We start from the raw sequence: 19683 nt of genomic DNA on the forward strand, positions 1-19683 counted from the left end.
TCTCGGTCGACTGGTTCGACCTGGAGACGTCACGGAGCGGACAAAGCCGCACATTCGATGTCGGATACAATATGGCTCGATCGGCCCGGCGCAGCGACGACGTTCGAAAAAACCTGGAGATAGGCCTTAGCGGCGTGCTCCACCGTAAAGCGCGCAGCATGTGTCCGTGCTGCGTTTGCGGAATAGGGCCGCGACTTGATTGCCGTCAGCGCGTGCGCAAATGCCGCCGTGTCGCCAACTTTGGTCAGGAGACCAAAGCGGCCGGATTGCAGCAGATAGTCCATGCTGACGCTGCAATTGGTCGCGACGATGGGCAGACCGGCGGCCAATGCCTCGATCACCACTGCGGGCACACCTTCGTAATCGGACGACATCAGGAAATAGTCGGCTTCGGCAAAACTTTCCGCGACCGATGATTGGTATCCCGGCATCGTCACTCGCCCGGTCAACCCCAACGTCGCAACCAAGCGTTCGAGTGCCGCGCGGTCCGGCCCGTCACCGATGATCGTCAGACGGTCTTCGGATGCCGCGCCCTGCGCAAAGGCACGGAGCATCAGGGCGAAATTCTTTTGGGTCGTCAGCCGTCCGGCGGCAACGAACCGCCGCTCTCGAATTGCGGGCGTGCGCGGCTGTGCCAAAAGGGCCAGTTCGGCAATCGATACGGCAGCGTCCTCGACAATCCAGACCTTGGCCGGATCGACCCCCATCGCGACGGCAATTTCTGCACGCATCGGCTCCGCCATGCCGACAACGGCGTGGGCCAACCGCCCCTGCAGCCGCAGCCAGCGGCGATAAAACCAGCGTCCCGCCGGATGCATGTCGCGGCGCGCGAGATCGTTGCTGACCTTGATCACGATTGGCGGGCAGCGCCGCCCCAGCAGCATCCGCATCGCCAGCATCACCACCGCATAGGTATTGCCCGCGCAGAACAGGATGTCGGGCTGCAGGCGGCGGATCGCCCCGGGCAGGCGCGCGGTCATCCACAACGTCTCGAACGGCGCGGTCGAAAATCCGGGTTGGTCGAACGTCCGATACTGCGCCGGTGGATTGCCCGTGCCCATCGCCCCGGCGTCGCGGCCCATGAGCACGATCGCATCGATCCCGCGTTGCTGCCAATGGGCGTTGAGGCGCAGGGCAACGCGTTCGACCCCGCCGGGTTCGAAACTGTGCAATGGCGTGAGGATGCGAAGCGGGCGGGGCATTTGCAGTAAGACGCCGCGCGTTCGTCAAATCCGGATCAGCCGGGCAGCAGGTCGCGATAACGCCCCGCCGGACGTCGGCGCGCGAACGACGCGACCGTCGCGTCGATACTCTGGAGGATCGCCGGCACACCAGTGTCGCCAGGGTGCACGCCGATGCGGACCGTCGGCAGCGCGTGGAGCGCGGTCCGCGCCAGTGCGGCGAAAGCAAGCGACGACGCAATCCGCGGACGGCTACGGCTGGCCCAGGTGATCACCGGCCCGCGCGCCAGCGTCGCATCGGTATCGGGCCGCCACACGCGCATATGGTCCTCGGCCAGCGCGAAACCGGCGTCGCCCAGCGCGGCCAATGCGCCGGGTCCGTAAAGCCATGCCGGCGCAACAAAGCCGCTGACCGGTCGCCCGATCGCATCCTCGATCAGCGCGCGTCCGGCGGTCATCCGCTGCAGCGCTTCGTGGCGGTGGAGAGCCAGAAACTCGCCCTCGCCCGCGGTCATGTGGCGCGCCTTGAACCCGCCCTGCCCGCTGTCGTCGCGGTGCCGCCAGCCGTGAACGAACATTTCCACGCCGTGATCGGACCAGTGGCGCAGCCGTCGGCGAAAAGCCGCGTCCCCCGCCAGTGGTGCCTGATCCCAATGGTCGGGCACCACCAGCATGGCGAAGTTCAGCCCGCCGGACAGACGCGTCAAGCGTTCGACCAACGCGTCGGTTTCGCGTTCGAAACGCGGGCTCACGTCGTGGATCGACAGCAGCAAGCGGCGGTCAGAACGCGGCATCGAACCCCAGCCGGATCATGCGCGGGCGCAGCGGCGTAATCTGGTTGCCCGCCGCGACGCCGAACGGATTGCCATAAGCGAAAATATTGCCGCGTTCGTTCGTGACGTTGGTCACGTCGAGTGTCAGAGCGATGTCGCCCCGGCTGATCCGCGTGCCGACGGTGCCTTCGAAAAATTTTCCTTGCGGCAATTCGAAGGGCGCGCCGATCGCCAGGTAGGACCGGCCGGTATAGCGCAGCGAGGTATCGAGGCTCAGCCGCATATCGGACCCCAGCGGCGTGGCATAGGATATCGCCCCGCGCAGCCCGAGCTTGGCGATATTGGGCAATTCGCGTTCATCCGCCGCGGCGAAATCGGGCGCGGGCGATGACAAGGCGGAATCGTTGAGAAAGGTCGACAGTTCGATCTTCAGCCCGGTCACCGGCCGGGCGGTGATTTGCGCTTCCAGCCCGTAAATATGTCCGCTGCCGATATTCGTGGTGTAGGGCAGGCCGGTCAGGTCGATCAGATCGGCCTGCACCGCGTTCCACCGCGACCAGGACAACACCGCACTCGCCGCCCAGCGGTCGTCCGAGGTTGCGTAACGCGCGCCCACTTCCGCCGCGCCGACGGTGTCCGCCTCGAACCGTTTGCTGTCGCTGATCGCCCCGCTGGGCGCGACGGCGAGACCCCCGGCGCGCGACGCCTGTTGATAGCGCGCGAACACCGTCAGTCCTGGCGCTGCGGTCCAGTTCAACGCTGCCGTGGGCGACAGGCGGAGGCCGCGCCGCTTGGATTCGGTTTCTTCGGCCAGCTTGCGGTCGGCCAGCGAACCGACCGCGCGCGAATAGGCCACGCGGCCGCCCAGCGTCGCGGTGACGTTGTCCGACACCGGAAAGTTGAGCTGTCCGAACAGCGCCACTTCGGCGTTGATATTGCGCAGGCCGGTAATCGGCAGGGGGGCGGTCAGGCTGCCCAACGTCCGGTGCAGCCGCGTGACGTCGTAGAGCCCGGCGATGCCGACCACGCCGTTGACGCGCTCGCGATGCCAAGCCAGCCGGCTTTCGTGCGTCAGCAAGGTGACGCCGATATCCTCCTCGAACCGCGCCGGGCCGGGCGCCACGATCGCCCCCGTCGCGTCGTAAACCGAGGCGATGTCATGCTCGACGATCGCCGTGGTCGAGACCAATTGGCTGCCCGGCCAGTCGCGCGTGAGGGTGACATAAGCGAGGCGGAAGTCGTTATCAAACGGCTGGGCGATCGCGGCTGTGCGCTGAAGCGGCGCCAGGGTGCTGAGCGCGTAACGCCCGTCGTCGCTGGCGATATTCTGCAGCGCACCGCCGACCGTCACCGACCGGTCGTCAGCGGGGGTGAAGCGGATCGCCAGACGTCCGCCGACCACGCTGGTCCGGTTGATGTCGACCAGGCCGCGCGACGGGTCGTCGATATAGCCTGGATCGAGACTGCGGTAAGCGACCGCGCGCACCGCCAGCCGCTCTGCAACGATCGGCGCATTGATCATGCCCGAAAAATCGCTGCCGTGCCCGCCGGTCTGGATTGCGCTGATGCCCGCCGACGCAGCGCCGGCCCAGCCGCTCGCATCGGGCAGCTTGGGCGAAATGCGGATGATTCCGCCGAGCCCGCCGGTGCCGTACAATGTACCCTGCGGCCCCTCGAGTATTTCGACCCGATCGACATCGTAAAGCGACAGGTCGGGATCGGGCGCGTTATAGGTCAGGCGCACGTCGCCCAGATATTGCCCGACCGTCGCCTGGCTCGGCCCGTTAAAGCTGCTGTCGGCAATGCCGCGAATGAACAGTTTGTCGCGGCCCGGCCCGAGATGCGTCGATGCCAGCAGCGGCAGGCGCGACACCAGTGCATCGCTGCCCGCGGCGGCCGTGTGCGTGCCGAGATCGCCGGCGCCGATGATCGAGACTCCCCCGGCATAATGATCGAGCGGTGTCGATTGCTTGCTGGCGGTGACAATGATGTCCGGAGTGGTCTCCGTCGCCGTGTCGACCGAAGGCGGCGGGGCAGTGCGACCGGCAACGCGCACCGGCGCGCGCACGATGCGGATCGTCAATCCGTCGACGAAATTTGCGGTCGCTCCCGTCCTGGCGAGAAGTTTGCGCAGCGCCGCCGTCATGGGCAGGCGCCCGCGAACGCCCCGGGTTCGCGCCGCGCCCAGCGACCCATCGCTGACGCCGATCGACACGCGCGCTTGCCGGCCGAATTGGATCAAGGCCTCTCCCAATGGCCCTGGCGGAATTCGGAAATCCATGCGTTGCTCGGCACAAGCGGGCATCGCGCAGACGCAGACCCCCGATGCCGCAACGAGCCAGTTAGCGCGGCGCACGGGCTCGCGCGCTGATCGCCCAACCACGCCCCGCAGGCTGTGCATCGACATTGAGCAGCGCCGCCAAGCGCACCCGCATCCGTTCGGGATTTCGGTCCACGGCGATCGTGCCGGTGAACGGCTGTTGCGCGAGCGCCGGCGCAACCACGATCGGGATGCCCAAAGTGCGTGACAGGTCCGCGGCGACCGTCGCGATGGGCACCCCCTGAAAGTCGAGGCGGCCCCGACGCCAGCCGCCAATAGCCTGCGGGTCCCTGTTCCTCAAGACGACATCACCCGCCGTTGCTCCGTCGAACAAGGTCTGGCCAGCCTTGAGCGAAACGGCCGAGCCTTGCGGGTTATAGATGACGGACCCCTCCGACACTTCGACGCGGTGGCCGGTCTCGTCGGCGACGGCGTTGAAGACGGTTCCGACGTCTTGAACACGGTCGTCGCCCATCGCCAGCATGAACGGTTTCGCGGGATCGTGACGGATGGTGAAGGTCGCCTCTCCGCTGTCCAGCGCGGCAAAACGCGGATCGCGCCGGTCGAGCGTTAGCCGGGTCGACCCGTTCAGCGCCACGCGGCCTTGCCCGGCCAGATCGACTATGCGCTGTTCGCCAGGGCCGGTGACGATTTGATAGCGTTGGTTCTGAACCAGTCCGGGCAGCGTGACGGCGCCGATCAGCACCGCCGCCAAGCCGCCTCCGGCCATCAGCCACCGGCGGCGCGACGCCGCGGGTGCCACGTCGTCATCGTTCGACGCGCGCAACGGTGCGGGCATGGCGGCGACAGCCGGACCGAGTTCGGCGTCGGCCAGTGCGACCTGATCATAGGCCGCCGCGTGCGCCGGGCTCGCTTCCAGCCAGGCGGTGAAACCGGCCCAGCCGGCGGACGCGTCGTCGCGCAGGCTGAGGTGCCAGCCGATTGCCGCGTCGAGCGCATCCCTGTCCGGTTCAGTCCCCATGTCGGTCTCTTTCGCCCATAAGACGGCGCGGTGCGACCAAATCCGCATCGAGCGCAGCGCGCGCCTCGACGACCGCGCGATAGGCGCGCTGAAGATGTTTTTCGACCGCGCTCACACTAATCGCCAAATCGGCGGCGATGTCTTTTTGCGGTTCGCCGCCGAGACGGTACCGCCGGAACACGTCGCGCGTGCGTTCGGGGAGCGCCGCCAGCACGTTGGTCACGACGGTCAGACGCTCGCGCGCCAGCAGCGCGTCCTCAGCCGAGGGTTGCGGATCCATATCACGCTGCGCCCCGAGCCCGGCGTCGGTCCACGCTTCCTCCCGCCCCGCCCGCCGCGCCGCAGACCGCCGCAGATCGAGCATCAGATTGTTCGCCATGCGATACAGATAGGCTCGTGGCTCGGCGACCGGCCCGATCGTTGCTTCGCCCAGTTTGAGATACAGATCCTGAAGCAAATCCTCCGCTTCGGCGGCCTGCGCGCCGCGCGCCGCAAGAAAGCGGGCCAGCGCGGGACGCAAATCGATGAACACGGCGATCAAGCCGCTGGCTGGCGTCCGCCCGGGCTCGTGATCGGCCATGGCCGCTCGGTAGTCGCCCACGTGCCGGGGAACAAGCAATGCATCCCCCGGCTACGCTATCAATCTAATGCGCGCGTTGCGCCGGTCGTTGCGGCAGGACGACAATCAAAATCACGATGGCCACCAGCAAAACCGCCGTCGCAATCGGGCGGCTGAGTTCCAGACCCCCCTTCGCCACGGGTTTGTCGAGAAAGTCGCCGACGGTCGCGCCCAAAGGCCGCGTCAGGATGAAGGCGGCCCAGAACAGCATGACATGCGACACGCGGGTCCAGAAATAGAGTGCGGCCGTCACGGCCAACGCTGCACCGAAAATCATCGCTGCGCCGCCATAGCCCAGGCTGGAATCCGCGACCCAATCACCCAGCGCGGTGCCCAAAGTCTGCGAAAATGTGATCGTGAGCCAGTAAAAGCTTTCGCTGCGCGGATCGGTCACCGTGCCGATCGCGACGCTGCCGGTCGTGCTCCGCCAAACGATCAGCGCGGCGATGACGCAGCCGAACAGCAACAGCGATCCGCCCGGATAGCCGAGGCCGATCGATCGCGTCGCGAAATCGGCCAGCGTCGTGCCCGCCGTGGTCGAGGCGATGATGGTCGCCCAGTATAGCCAGCGATTGAACCGCCCTGCCCGGACTTGCGCCCAAACCAGTACCAGCAGCACCGCCCCGAAGATCGCCGTGCCGATCAGATAGCCATTGAGCCCCGATGCGCCTGCGTCGGGAGTTGTTTCTCCCAGCCAGCTCATCGACACCGTGTCACCGCCGGTTTCGCCCAAGGTTGTCGCCAAAATCTTGATGATCCAGAAGCCCAGCGTGATCGCGGGAACCTTGGCCACGGCGCGGCGCATGTCATCGGTTAAAAGCTGGCTCCAAAGGCGAGATGGGTCATGTTGAGTGTGGCCGACCGGACGGCCTTGGCGTCGGTTACCGGCCTATCCGCGGGTTGGGTCGATCAGATATTTTTCTCCGGTGGCCTTACGTTCATAACCGCGTAGCACGTCGGGATCGAGCGCCTCGGCCAGACCGATGACGCGCGAATAATGGCTGGCAAATGTGGTGGTGAGTTCGTCGAGTACGCGCTGGCGCATACGACCTACGACGTCCGCGCCTGCTTTTCCCATGAACGGCGTCAGCAGCCAGCCCGAAACGCTCCACTGAAACCCGAAGCTCAGCCGGTTCAGCGTCGTCGGCGACAGATCCAGCGCACCATAGATGTAGAGCTGTTTGAAGGTGTTCGAACCGTAGCGGCTATATTCGGTCATCGTGCGGCTGGCGGCCTGTTCCATCGCCTGCACGATGTCGCTGCCCAGCGACCCGCCGCCGATCGCATCGAATGCGACGGTCGCGCCGGTTTCGACGATCGCGTCGACCAGCTGCGCAGGGAAATCCGTGTCACCGCTGTTCAGGGCATGGGTCGCACCGATCGCGCGCAACATCTTGGCCTGTTCGTCCGACCGCACGATGTTGACCAGCGGCACACCGTCCTTGAGGCAGATTTTTTGGAGCATCTGGCCGAGGTTGGATGCGGCGGCGGTGTGGATGATCGCCTTGTGCCCCTCCATTCGCGCGGTCTCGACAAAACCCAGCGCGGTCAGTGGATTGACGAACAGCGACGCGCCGTCCGCTGCGCTGGCGCCGTCGGGCAACACGACAATGTCGCGCAGCTTCAGCTTGCGATAATCGGCATACATCGCGCCGCCGAGCATCCCGACGCGTTTGCCCTGAAGGTGCTGCGCGCCTTCGCCCGCCGCAACGACCGTCCCCGCGCCTTCATTGCCGACCGGCAGCGACTGGCCCAGCCGCGACGTCATCGACGCCATCCGCGCAGGTGGAATGGCGAATGTCGCTTCGGGACGTTCGGCGGTGCCGCCGGTCCGCAGCGAGCCGATATCCGCGGGTCCCAACAACAAGCCAAGGTCGCTCGGATTGATCGGCGCAGCCTCGACGCGGACGATGACTTCGTCGGCGGCGGGATCGTCCAGCGTGACGTCGATCAGTGCCAGCGACAGCGTTCCATCGCCATTGGCGGTCGATCTCAGTTCGCGTCCGGTTACGGGCATCTTCGATTCCTTGATTCAAGTCGGAGTGGTTAGGCGCGACAGCGGCGCGGTCAAACCGGCATGTCGAGCGGAGGCCATTACATTACGTGTAAAAAATGTTGGGCATTATATATCTGTGTGACCCATTGACAGTGGGTCCGTGTCGCACCTATATGAGTGTATGAGCACGCAACAGCAGCCCTTCGACACCATCCTCCAGATGATGAACGCATTGCCTGACGAGCAAGCGGCGGTCGATCATTTCACGGCAATCCGTTGGAAGAACGGCGCGTTCTGTCCGCACTGCAAATCGGCCCGCGTTTATCATTTCAGCGACAAGCGCACTCACAAGTGCGGTGATTGCCGGAAGCGGTTTTCGATCAAGGTCGGCACGATCTTTGAGGACAGCAAAATTCCGCTGCGTTCGTGGATGCTGGCGATCTGGCTCATCACGTCGCACAAGAAGGGAATAGCCAGCACGCAACTCGCCAAGGACATTGGCGTCACTCAAAAGACTGCGTGGTTCATGACCCATCGCCTCCGCTATGCGATTAAAACGCAGTCGTTCAATCGTCCGCTCGCTGGCGTGGTCGAAGCCGATCATATGTTTGTCGGTGGCAAAGAGAAGAACAAGCACGCCTCCAAGCGCATAGGCGGCAAGCAGGGTGGCGTTGGCAAGGCTGCGGTTCTCGGGATGCTAGAGCGTGGCGGCGAACTCCGCACTGGCGCAGCGCCGCGTGGCATTGCGGTCCAAGGCATCATCCACGCCAACGTGCGTCAGGACGCATCCTTGATGACGGACAGCGATCACGCTTTCCGCGCCCTTGGCGACACCTTCGACCACCATCGCGTGAACCACACGAAGGGCGAATATGTGCGCGGCATCGCTCACACTAACGGCATCGAGAGTGTGTGGGCGCTGTTCAAACGTCAGATCAACGGCACTCACCATTGGCTTTCGCCTAAGCATTTGAATGCTTACCTTGGTGAGATGACATGGCGCTTTAACCTCCGCACGATGAACGAGGGCGACCGCGTGAACGCCTTGCTGGCGCAGACGGCGGGCCGTTTGACCTACAAGGCTTTGACGGCATGACGCGCCAGCGCGAACGCCCCCTTGGCCTCGACATGCCGTTCAATGAGGCACTGGAACGCTTCATAGGTGTGAAGCCAGAGGAATTGCCGCCCGAGGTGAAGTTGGTGCGAAAAAGGCCCCCGCCGAAGCGAGGGCCAGGTGTTGAAGTTAAGGCCGATCCAGAGCGTTAGCTACTGTGAGCGGAAGTGGCTGCGGACGCTTTCGACACGCCCGAACCGGATACGGAAATAGCTGCGGATAAAGACCATCGGTCCCTCCCTCGCTTTGAGGCGGGTTGCATCCGGTGACCGAAACTGCGACAAGAATTTTGCAGAGACTGGCGGCTTCGGCCCCGGTTCGGAGGCCCGCTCACAAGGCGGGCCTTTTGCGTTTCAGGCTATATCCAGATCATTCGCACCTCCATCAGCTACCCGGCTTTCCGGGCTGATGGCGCATCGTTGCCGCTGACTATGCCCCGGTCGAATTATCCCTCGGACGAATAAACGTCCCGAAAAACGTCCCGCGCTGATAAACGTCCCGGACGTTTACGCTTTTGGGGGGCGTCCGGTTTTTCGGCCTTCGGAAAATTGCTCGATGACCTTACGCACCACACGTAGCTCAGGGTGGTCGTCTTTTGCCTTCTGCCAGAGCTTCCGCATCCCTAGAGCCTGATCTTGAGGACTGAGCGCATTGAACCATGCGCGTGCATCAGATGGACTCAAGTCGCCTTCCGCTGGCGCGGGTGGCGAGGACGAAGGCAACATTGGGAAGCCGCTCGGGAGAAAACGAACGTCAAACGCGCGACCGACCAGAGGACCGCCGTAGCCCGTGCTGCTCCGGTTGTAGAAGGTGATGTCTCCAGTGCGCCAAAAATCATGGTCAGAGAGGCATGGCCAATTTTGCCACATCTCTCGACTGATTCTGACCAGTTCATCTAAGTTATTAGGCATCCGCTGCATTGACGCTCGTTCGAACGCACGCGCTCCGGCAACAATTAAGCCGCTCTGTAGGCGACCCGCGATCCATCGCACTTTCGTTTCATAGCCCCAGTCATCGGAAAGTAGGTCGAGGGCATCCGACGGCGTGATTAGTTGGTCGAAATCTATCTCTGTGTCAGCCTGCTTTGCCGGATGCTCCACCTCTTGAGTGGGCTGAAACGCACCACGCTTCCGTATCGCTTGAGCAGCCTTTGCAGCCGCCAAATGGTCGGAAAATGACGCGGTCGATTTGAGGATTTCTTCGGGCGGTGGGGGCTTTTTTAGTTTTGACCAATCAACCGTGCCCTTAGGTGATTCGTCCCCCGCCATCGCGCCGCATCATGGCAAGATTCCGGTTTGGGTCAAACACGTATGTAGGTCCCAAAATGTTTGACATAGTCTTGCTGCATAGGCACGCATGTCAAATATATTTAACACAGGAGGCATAAGTGTCGTTCAGGGAAAAGTCCGCTTGGATCATGGGAGCGTTGATGGTTGTCGCGGGGGTTTACTACCTCAACATAGCGTTGGCCGCGTCGCACGTCGCGGGGCGGACGGTGCCGCCCGTCGCCGTTTTCGTGCCCTATACGCTGATGGTCGTGATCGTCTCCGTCATTGTTCAGACGGCGATGGCGATCCTGGCCCCGAAGGCCGCGACTGCGCCCGCCGACGAGCGAGAACGACCTCTGCTCGACCGGGCCGGCCACTGGTCCGGCATTGTCCTGGCGGCGGGGGCGGTAAGTTCACTGCTTTATTACTTGTTTCGCGAAGACGGCGTGCTGTTGTTTCACATGATCATGGCCAGCTTGATCGTGTCCCAGATTGCCGAATACGCTTTGCAGATCATCCTGATCCGCCGGAATTCCTGATCGTGGCGAAGATTCCCCCCATCACCAATCGTGTGCGGGAATTACGTGAAGAGCACGGGCAGATCAGCCAGGCGGCGCTGGGCGATGTCATCGGCGTGACCCGGCAGACCATCATTGCGATCGAGCAGGGCCGTTATTCCCCAAGCCTCGAAAGCGCCTTTCGCATTTCCAGAGCGTTCGGCGTGGGGATTGAGGACGTGTTTGGCTGGGACGAGGGAACGGGATAGACGCGAATTTCGGGCGGATGTCCGTGGCGGTGCAAATCGGCTCGTGGGGAATTGCCGTCTGATGATCATGGCTCTGTTTCCAAAGGCCCGCAGGTGAGCGACGCGGCATCACGCCAGCCGGTGAATGGTCGCGCGCGTCTCGAAAGTTTCATTCTCGTCGCACGTTTGGTCGGTGTTTCCATCAACCCTGCACGGGTCGTCCATGATTTCGGCGGGCCTGTCGATGCCATCGAGTTCGAGGATATTGTGCGGTTGGCGCCGGATTACGCGTGCCGCGCGCGCACGCGCCAGATAACGCCGAAGGCGGTCGGCAAGCTGCCTACGCCATTGGTCATCACCCTATGCGACGGATCGACAGCGGTCGTCGCCAAGCGGGACGGTTCCGGCGACGCGCCCCGGTGGCTGGTCTATCCCGCCGGCGCGCAACGGCCGGTCGTCTGGACGCTCGACGAGTTCGAGACGCAATTCGGCGGCGACGTGCTGATGGTCTCGACGCGAGACAATCTGGTCGGAACGCAGCGCAAATTCGGCTTGAGCTGGTTTCTCCCGCTGGTCGTGAAATACCGTCATGCGTTGCGCGATGTGCTCGTCGCGTCGTTTGTGCTTCAGCTTCTCGGGCTCGCCACGCCGCTGTTGTTCCAGATCATCATCGACAAGGTGCTGACCAATCAGACGATCTCGACGCTCGAGGTCGTCATCTTCGCGATGGTCGCGGTGGCCGTGTGGGAAACGATCATGGGCGCGATGCGGACATGGTTGCTGGCGCACACCACCAACCGGATGGACGTCGAGCTGTCGGCCCGCGTGTTCAGCCACATGATGGCGGTCCCACTCGGCTATTTCGAAAGCCGTCGCGCGGGCGACACGGTGGCGCGGGTGCGGGAAGTGGAAAATATCCGGCAATTCCTGACCTCTGGATCGCTCAACTTCATCATGGACCTGTTGTTTTCGTTCGTGTTCCTGGCGGTGATGGCGGTCTATTCGTTGAAGCTGACGTTCATCGTGATCGTATCGATCATGCTCTATGTCGTAATTTCGGTGGTCGCGACGCCAAGGCTGCGCCGGTTGATCGACGAAAAGATTGCGCGGTCGGCCGCCAACAACGCGTTTCTCGTCGAAAGCGTGACGGCGATGTCGACGATCAAAACCTTCGCTGCCGAGCCGCAGTTTCGCAAGACGTGGGAAGACCAGTTCGCGGGGTACGTCAAAGTCAATTTTGCCGCGCTGCGACTGTCCAACATGGCGAACAGCGCGATCCAGGGCGTATCCAAGCTGACCACGGCGGCAACGCTGTTTTTTGGCGCGCTGGCGGTCATATCGGGTGCGCTAACGGTCGGCGGGTTGGTGGCATTCAACATGCTCGCGTCGCGCTTGGCCCAACCCATCCTGCGGCTGGCGCAGCTGTGGTCGGACTTTCAACAGGTCCGCGTGTCGGTCGACCGTCTGGCCGACCTGCTGGATACTCCCGCCGAACTGCGCGGCCAGACGGCCAATGTCGGTATCGACCAGATCAAGGGCGCGATCCGTTTCGACAAGGTCCATTTTCGCTATCGCCCCGACCTTCCCGAAGTCTTGCGTGGCATCACCTGCGACATTCAGGCGGGTGAAATGATCGGCATCGTCGGACCATCCGGGTCCGGCAAGTCGACGCTCACCCGGTTGGCGCAGCGACTGTACGTGCCGGAGCGCGGGCGTGTTGCGATCGACGGCATCGATATCGGCCTGTTCGATGCGGCGCTGCTCCGCCGGATGGTCGGAATCGTGCCGCAGAGCAGCATCCTGTTCAATCGTTCGATCGCTGCCAACATTGCGTTCGCCGATCCGGCCCGGCCGATGGAAGATGTCGTCCGAGCGGCACGGCTGGCCGGCGCACATGATTTCATCGTCGACCTGCCACAAGGGTATGACACGATGGTTGGCGAGCGCGGAGACACGCTGTCGGGCGGACAGCGGCAACGCGTCGCCATTGCGCGCGCCTTGATCGGCGATCCGCGCATCCTGATTTTCGACGAAGCGACCAGCGCGCTCGACGCCGAAAGCGAAGCCGTGATCCAGGCCAATCTGGCGGCCATTGCCGCCCGCCGCACGGTCATCATCATTGCACATCGGCTGTCTGCTGTGCGTGGGTGCAACCGCATATTTTCGGTGGAACACGGGCTGATCACGGAGGCGGGGTCGCATGACGAGCTCATCCGATCGGGTGGCACCTATGCTCGCCTCCACGCGGCGCAGGTCGGATCGGCCACGCGCTAATGGCTCTGCAGACGCTCTTCGAGGATCGCTTCCCGCGTCTGTGGCGCTCCCTGGCTGTGCTGGGACAGGCGTGGCGTGAGCGCAAGGCAGATGACAAGCAGCGCGGACGCAGCGATCGCGAGTTCCTGGCCCCGGCGCTCGAAATCCTCGAGACACCGCCCAGCCCGCTGGGACGAGCGATGCTGTGGACGCTGACGGCAATGGTCGCGATCGCCCTGGCCTGGGCGATTTTCGGTCGCCTCGACGTTATCGCGGTGGCGCAGGGACGAACGATCCCTTCGGCGAACAGCAAGATCGTGCAGGCGTTCGACATCGGGTCGATCCGGGCGATCTACGTTCATGAGGGCCAAAGGGTGCGCAAGGGGCAGCTGCTGATCGCGCTCGACCCGACGCTCGCCGCCGCCAACCAGGGCGCGGCCGACGAGACCCTGCAAGCGCATCAGTTGGAGGATCGGCGCAACGCCGCCCTGCTGTCCTATATCGACGGTCGGGGGGCGGTATTCACAGCACCGCCGGGAACGCCGAACGTTATGGTCGTTGCCCAGAACCGGTTGATCGCCGCGGCCATCGCCGAATATGAGGCCAACCGGGCCTCGCTGGAAAAGCAGCGACTGGAGGCGGTCAGCGACCGCGACGTTGCCTTGCAGGAAGTCGCCAAGCTGCGCGACACATTGCCCATCGAGGCCGAGCAATTGCGCGGACGCCGGGCGCTTGCCGCGAAGGGCTATTTCGCCGGCCTGCGCCTGATGGATTACGAGCAGCAACTTTTGCAGCACCAGCGCGACTTGCAGATTCAGCGCGCGGCGGTCGCCAAAGCGACGGCGGCGATTGGCCAGATCGACGCGGAAATTGCCAAGCTGCGCGGCGGGTTTGCGCGCACGGCATCGACCGCGCAACTGGACGCACAGCGCGACGCCGGGGTCGCCCGGGGCGATGCACAGCGCAACGCGCGACTGCGCGAGCTCACGCAGATCCGCGCGCCGATCGACGGGGTTGTCGAACAGTTGATGGTGACCACGGTGGGCGGCGTCGTGAAACCGGCCGACCCATTGATGACCATCGTGCCGACCGACGCGCCGGTGGTCCTCGATGCCCGGCTGCTCAACCGCGACATCGGCTTCGTTCAGGTCGGTCAGCGCGCGCGCGTCAAATTCCAGGCGTTCCCGTTCACCGATTATGGCGCCGTCGATGGCGTGGTCGAACGAATCGGGCGCGATTCCATCGAGGACGAGAAAGCGGGGCCGGTATTTGCGGTCAGGATCAGGCTGCTGTCCGACCATCTCGCTTTGACCGATGGCCATAGTGAGCGGCTGGGCGCGGGGCTGACCGCGACGGCGGAGATCAGGACCGGGTCGCGACCCATTATTCGGTACCTGTTGTCGCCGCTGGCCCGACGAGCGAACGAGGCCGGACGGGAGAGGTGACACGCCGCGCTGTGCGAATTCGCGCGGGGTGACACATATTTGCAATATCTAAAGTTAGTAGAGTCAGGTATTACTCCTGTGTCGCCGGGAGTTTGAATGATGATCTATCGCCGGGCGGCGAAGGTACGATGAGCGACCTTCCATACGCCTATAGCTTCGATTTTTCGCAGGGTCCCGGCCCATTCCACACGTGGATGGATCCGTCGCTGGTGACCGGCGATACCGGGCTGTATTCGGACTATACGCGGTTCAACGCGCCGGGCGATCTCGATCCGAACCATATCGACGGCATCGGCCCGATCTGGCTGCTGTCGCACCTGTCGATTCCGACAGTTGGATCGCCGGGGAAGCTCAACCTGACCGATGCCGATATCGACATCACACTCAAGACCGAGCCGGGATTCGAGGCCAATAATTCCAAATTATACTTTTGGATCATCAAATATGTGCCGGAGACCGGCGTTTCAGAGAATTACTATTACGGCCTGCAGGCGACCAATTGGGCACATACCGGACAGAATATATTGGATGGCGTGGGAACCGACTGGACCACGGTAACGGTTCATCTGTCGCCCGACCTGTCCGAATGGACCTATGCCGGCAACAACGTGTCGTCGCAGGGCGATTCAGCCTATCGTTACGTGCCGTACAGTTTGCCCGATACGCTGGCGGACGTCGACGCGACCCTGCACCTCGTGTTCGTTGGCGATGCGCCCGATCATGGTCCGCAGGGCTTTATCGATATCGAGAATATCACCATCCACACCGCGACGCCGGCGATCCCGATCGCGCATGATCCGGCAGACCAGATCGAGCACACGACCGAAGACACCGTGAAATACGGTCAGCTGGCAATTCCGGCGGGAATCGATGCCGCCAGCGCCCATTATGAACTGGTGGCCAATTCGGCGACGCATGGGGCCGTCACGGTGGATGCGGATACCGGTGCCTATATGTTCACCCCCGAAGCCAATTTCTGGGGCCCGGACCGTCAGGGGGTGACCGCGACTTTCGAATATGTGGCCACTGACGGCACCACCACCAGCACGCCGCAGACCGTCTATTTTTACATCGCCCCGATCAACGACGCACCGCTCACCTCGACGTTCAGCGATGACGTGACCACCAATATCGATCAGGCGTTCAATTTCACCGTCTTCGCGGGGACCGACGTCGATACCGACCCGCTTACCTATCATGTGGTCGATCAGTCGGTGGAGCATGGCACGATCGCGATGAACGCGGTGACCGGCCGTTATACGTTCACGCCCGAGGCCGGATACGCCGGTGCAGCGAGTTTCCAATATACCGTCAGCGACGGACAGGTAAGCAGCGACGCCAAGACGGTGACCGTCACCGTTGCACCAGCGGACGATCCCTACACGCCGCCCACCTATGAGGATGCGATCGATTACCTGATCGCCGGCGATCGACAGAGCTTCGTCTATTACACCATTCGCGCGGCGGAGGCGGGCGATACCAACGCAGCTTATCAATATGGCACCTGGCTGCGCGCCGGTCAGAATGTCGAACGCAACGACGCGCTGGGCGCACAGTTCCTGCAACTTGCCGTCGGCACAGTGAAGGATGCCAGCCTGCAGCTGATCAACGCCTATACCCAGGGCGACGGCGTCCCGCGGGATTATGCCAAGGCGCGCGAACTGCTCAACGGCATATATGCGGCGCCGGAGGCGCGTTACGAGCTCGGGGTGCTCGACGATCTGGGCTTCGGCGCTCCGGTCAATCACGCCTCGGCGGTCAACAATTACATCAGTGCCGCCAAGGCCGGAAACGCCGACGCGATGTACACGCTCGGCCGTCGTTATCTCGCGGGTCAGGGCGCAGACTATCAGCCAGAGGACGCCTATTTCTGGCTCGGCCTCGGGCTCAAATTCGGCGGCGGGCCCGATGTTCAGCAGTTTCGCGACCTGCTGACTTACGATCAGGGTCTGGCGCTCCCGGATATCGCGCCCGAGCGTAAAGCGTTGCTGGATCAGGCGATTGCCGACTGGACGGTCGGCACCGCGACACCCGTCAACGACGCGCCGACCGTTACCGCCGGCGACGAGGAGAATTCGGGAAGCGCCGGTGCGGTGATTTCGGGCGTTTTGCTGCCCGGCACCGATCGCGATGGCGACACGTTGTCGTTCCAGCTTGTGGCCGGATCATCGATCGGGGGATCGGTAACGATCGATCCGGTGACGGGCGCATATCACTTTACGCCTCTATTGCCGTTGCCCGGCGAAGTCAGTTTTGCCTACCGCCTGAACGACGGCCAGGACGTCAGCGAAGCAAAGACGGTCACGTTGACTTACTCGGCGATCACCGCTGCGTTCAACGACAACAAGACGCTGGACGAAACTGCGACGGTGACCGCCGACGCCACGACCGGCGTCTTGGCCAACGATGCTGTGGTCGCCGGTGGAGGCTTGCTCAGCATCGTCGCGGTTGCGGGATTATCGGGCAATGTCGGCAGCGCATTGAGCGGGACCTATGGCACGCTCACGCTCAACGCCGATGGCAGCTATGACTATGTCGCCGACAAGTCCGCGAAACTGATCGAAGGCCAGACCGGGACCGACAGCTTTAGCTACACCATAGAGGATGAGCTGGGCACGGAATCGACGGCCAGCCTGATCTTCACGATCAATGGTAGCCTCGGCACCGTCCTTATCGGTGATGGCGTCCTGTTCGGTTCGGCCTATGACGACGTCCTCACCGGAGTATCAGGTGGTGATGTCCTGATCGGCCTGGACGGCAACGACCGGTTGCAAGGGGGTGTCGGCCTTCCCAATACCCTGCAGGGTGGCAATGGTGATGACGTTTATGTCGTTGCCAATGCGGGCGACAGCATCATCGAACTCCCCGGCGGCGGCACAGACACGATCGAAACCGGGCTGTCCTCCGCGGTCGCCGTAACCAATGTCGAGAACCTGACTTACACCGGGACGTCGGCCTTCACCGGCATCGGCAATATCCAGGGCAATGTCATTACGGGCGGCGGTGGCGACGACTTTCTCAGCGGCCTGGACGGCGACGACACACTGCACGGCGGCGGTGGCAATGACGTGTTGCTTGGCGGATCGGGCAGCAATGTTCTGGACGGCGGAGCCGGCGTGGACACCGCCTATTTCGCCGGGCAACCTGCGGGCGTGCAGGCCAGCCTGACGTCCGGCGTGGCGATCAACGGTTATGGCGGGACGGACCAGCTCATAGCGATCGAAAATCTGGTCGGCAGCGATTTTGCCGACACGCTCACCGGCGACGGCGGCACGAATATCCTCAACGGGCTGGGCGGTGACGACTGGTTGATCGCGACCGGCGGTAACGACGTGTTGATCGGCGGCGACGGGTTCGACACGGTCGATTATTCGAACGCGACGGTCGCGGTCACCGCCAATCTGACGAAGTCGAGCGCCGTCGATGCGCTGGGGCGCAACGACACGATCGCCCAGGTCGAAGCGCTGGTCGGATCCAATTACGACGACGTCCTGGTCGGCGACGCCAATGCCAATCGGCTCGACGGCGGGCTGGGCCGCGATGTGCTGGTCGGGTTCGCCGGTAACGACACGCTGGTCGGTGGTGACGGTGCCGCCAACGAACTCATTGGGGGGCTTGGCAACGACATCTATATCGTCACTGCGGTGGGCGACACGGTGGTGGAAAACGCCGGTGAGGGCACGGATACCGTGCGCACCAACCTCGCCCGGTATCAACTCGCGAACAACATCGAGAATTTGGTTTATACCGGCATCGCCGCGTTCAGCGGCACCGGCAATGCCCTCGACAACACGCTGACCGGCGGCTCCGGTAACGACCTGTTGACGGGGCTCGGCGGCAACAACACGCTGATCGGCGGAGCAGGCATCGACCGCGCGGATTATTCGGCGGCAACATCGGGCGTGACCGCCAATCTGCTCGGCAATTTGACCACCGCCAACGGCTATGGCGGCATCGACATCCTGTCGGGGATCGAGAACGTGACCGGCAGCGCGTTCAACGACGTCCTGATCGGTGATGCCAATGCGAACCGGCTCGAGGGCGGGCTGGGCCGCGACGTCCTGATCGGGTTTGGCGGCGACGATGTGCTGGTCGGTGGCGACGGCGTTGCCAACCAGCTTCAGGGCGGGATCGGCAACGATACGTATATCGTCAGCGCGGTGGGCGACACGATCGTCGAAAACCCGGGCGAAGGGACCGATACGGTGCAAACCAACCTCGCCAATTATCAATTGGCCAACAACGTCGAAAATTTGTTCTACACCGGCACCGGCGCATTCACCGGCACCGGCAATGCGCTGGACAATATGCTCAGCGGTGGCAGCGGCAACGACACGCTGGATGGCGGCGCCGGCGACGATACCGTGGTGATGCGCGGGCTCAAGGCATCGTACACCATCACCACGCTCAATGGCCGGATTCAAATCCGCGATCTCGACGAGGCGGCCGATGGCGACGACGGCACCGACACCCTGATCGGAATCGAAAATGTTCTGTTCAAGGACGGCGAGCGCGTGTCGCTGGTCGCGCCGATCGCGCTCGATCTCGATAACAACGGCATCACGTTGACGTCGGCCGGGGCCAGCGGCGCACGTGCGGGATCGACCGACCCGCTTAGCTGGATCGGACCCGGCGACGGCTTCCTGTTCTATGACCGGGACGGCAATGGCAGCTACACCGGCTTCGACGAGATGAGCTTCGCCGGTCACCGGTCGGGCGCGCTGTCGGACCTCGACGGCCTCCGAAGCTACGATACCAACGGCGACGGGATTTTGTCGGCCGCCGATGACGGCTTTGCCCGGTTCGGTGTCTGGCGCGATGCCAATAGCGACGGCGTGGCGGAACCGGCCGAGACCTACACGCTGAAAGCTGGGCACCCCCAATAACCCTGGCATGATCCGGCCGGAGGTGATTCACTGCGCTTGGCAGGGAGGCGGCAGATGCGTCAGACGGGTTTATTCGGGCTATCGGATCAACTAAAGCGGTT

14 protein-coding genes are annotated in these 19683 nt (G+C 63.3%); 6 read left to right on the forward strand and 8 right to left on the reverse strand.

What is annotated here, in order from left to right; translation table 11 throughout:
- Positions 1–29: 29 nt before the first annotated feature.
- The 7 genes from ACM9ME_RS10000 to ACM9ME_RS10030 all read right to left on the reverse strand — a co-directional run bounded on the left by ACM9ME_RS10000 (position 30) and on the right by ACM9ME_RS10030 (position 7892).
- Positions 30–1202 carry a glycosyltransferase gene (locus ACM9ME_RS10000; protein ID WP_415643314.1) on the reverse strand — a complete coding sequence of 391 codons (1173 nt, stop codon included), beginning with the start codon at positions 1200–1202 and terminating at the stop codon, positions 30–32.
- 35 nt (positions 1203–1237) lie between these two features.
- A complete protein-coding gene (locus tag ACM9ME_RS10005) occupies positions 1238–1975 on the reverse strand; it encodes a DUF2334 domain-containing protein (protein WP_415643315.1) in 738 nt (245 codons plus the stop codon).
- Positions 1962–4196: a TonB-dependent receptor gene (locus ACM9ME_RS10010; RefSeq protein ID WP_415643316.1), complete on the reverse strand. Its 2235-nt coding sequence runs from the start codon at positions 4194–4196 to the stop codon at positions 1962–1964. The genes ACM9ME_RS10005 and ACM9ME_RS10010 overlap by 14 nt, the downstream gene beginning before the upstream one ends.
- Before the next feature lie 100 nt (positions 4197–4296).
- The gene (locus ACM9ME_RS10015) at positions 4297–5256 is read right to left on the reverse strand and encodes a FecR family protein (protein ID WP_415643317.1); all 960 of its coding nucleotides are present in this window, start codon (positions 5254–5256) and stop codon (positions 4297–4299) included.
- Complete coding sequence (locus tag ACM9ME_RS10020; RefSeq protein WP_415643318.1) at positions 5246–5836, reverse strand: RNA polymerase sigma factor; 591 nt, start codon at positions 5834–5836, stop codon at positions 5246–5248. Before ACM9ME_RS10020 ends, ACM9ME_RS10015 begins: the two co-directional genes overlap by 11 nt.
- A gap of 64 nt (positions 5837–5900) precedes the next feature.
- The gene (locus ACM9ME_RS10025; RefSeq protein ID WP_415643319.1) at positions 5901–6680 is read right to left on the reverse strand and encodes a COG4705 family protein; all 780 of its coding nucleotides are present in this window, start codon (positions 6678–6680) and stop codon (positions 5901–5903) included.
- A gap of 84 nt (positions 6681–6764) precedes the next feature.
- Complete coding sequence (locus ACM9ME_RS10030; RefSeq protein ID WP_415643320.1) at positions 6765–7892, reverse strand: zinc-binding dehydrogenase; 1128 nt, start codon at positions 7890–7892, stop codon at positions 6765–6767.
- A gap of 160 nt (positions 7893–8052) precedes the next feature.
- On the opposite strand from ACM9ME_RS10030, the gene ACM9ME_RS10035 reads away from it, so the two are divergent.
- Positions 8053–8967 (forward strand): IS1595 family transposase, encoded by a 915-nt coding sequence (locus ACM9ME_RS10035; RefSeq protein WP_415643321.1) that lies wholly within the window; start codon positions 8053–8055, stop codon positions 8965–8967.
- A 524-nt stretch (positions 8968–9491) separates the two neighbouring features.
- Here the strand turns inward: ACM9ME_RS10035 and ACM9ME_RS10040 are convergent.
- Positions 9492–10253: a hypothetical protein gene (locus tag ACM9ME_RS10040; RefSeq protein WP_415643322.1), complete on the reverse strand. Its 762-nt coding sequence runs from the start codon at positions 10251–10253 to the stop codon at positions 9492–9494.
- Positions 10254–10372: 119 nt separating this feature from the next.
- Between ACM9ME_RS10040 and ACM9ME_RS10045 the strand changes: the two genes are divergently transcribed.
- The 5 genes from ACM9ME_RS10045 to ACM9ME_RS10065 all read left to right on the forward strand — a co-directional run bounded on the left by ACM9ME_RS10045 (position 10373) and on the right by ACM9ME_RS10065 (position 19582).
- A complete protein-coding gene (locus ACM9ME_RS10045; protein WP_415643323.1) occupies positions 10373–10792 on the forward strand; it encodes a hypothetical protein in 420 nt (139 codons plus the stop codon).
- Between the two features lie 2 nt (positions 10793–10794).
- On the forward strand, positions 10795–11019 hold the full coding sequence (locus tag ACM9ME_RS10050; RefSeq protein ID WP_415643324.1) for a helix-turn-helix transcriptional regulator: 225 nt from the start codon (positions 10795–10797) through the stop codon (positions 11017–11019).
- A 93-nt stretch (positions 11020–11112) separates the two neighbouring features.
- Complete coding sequence (locus tag ACM9ME_RS10055) at positions 11113–13272, forward strand: type I secretion system permease/ATPase (RefSeq protein WP_415643325.1); 2160 nt, start codon at positions 11113–11115, stop codon at positions 13270–13272.
- Entirely contained in the window at positions 13272–14696 is a 1425-nt protein-coding gene (locus tag ACM9ME_RS10060) for an HlyD family type I secretion periplasmic adaptor subunit (RefSeq protein ID WP_415643326.1), read from the forward strand. Before ACM9ME_RS10055 ends, ACM9ME_RS10060 begins: the two co-directional genes overlap by 1 nt.
- Before the next feature lie 128 nt (positions 14697–14824).
- Positions 14825–19582 carry a tandem-95 repeat protein gene (locus ACM9ME_RS10065; protein ID WP_415643327.1) on the forward strand — a complete coding sequence of 1586 codons (4758 nt, stop codon included), beginning with the start codon at positions 14825–14827 and terminating at the stop codon, positions 19580–19582.
- Positions 19583–19683 lie beyond the last annotated feature (101 nt).

Source organism: Sphingomonas antarctica, from assembly GCF_965137005.1.
GTDB lineage: Bacteria > Pseudomonadota > Alphaproteobacteria > Sphingomonadales > Sphingomonadaceae > Sphingomonas_O > Sphingomonas_O antarctica.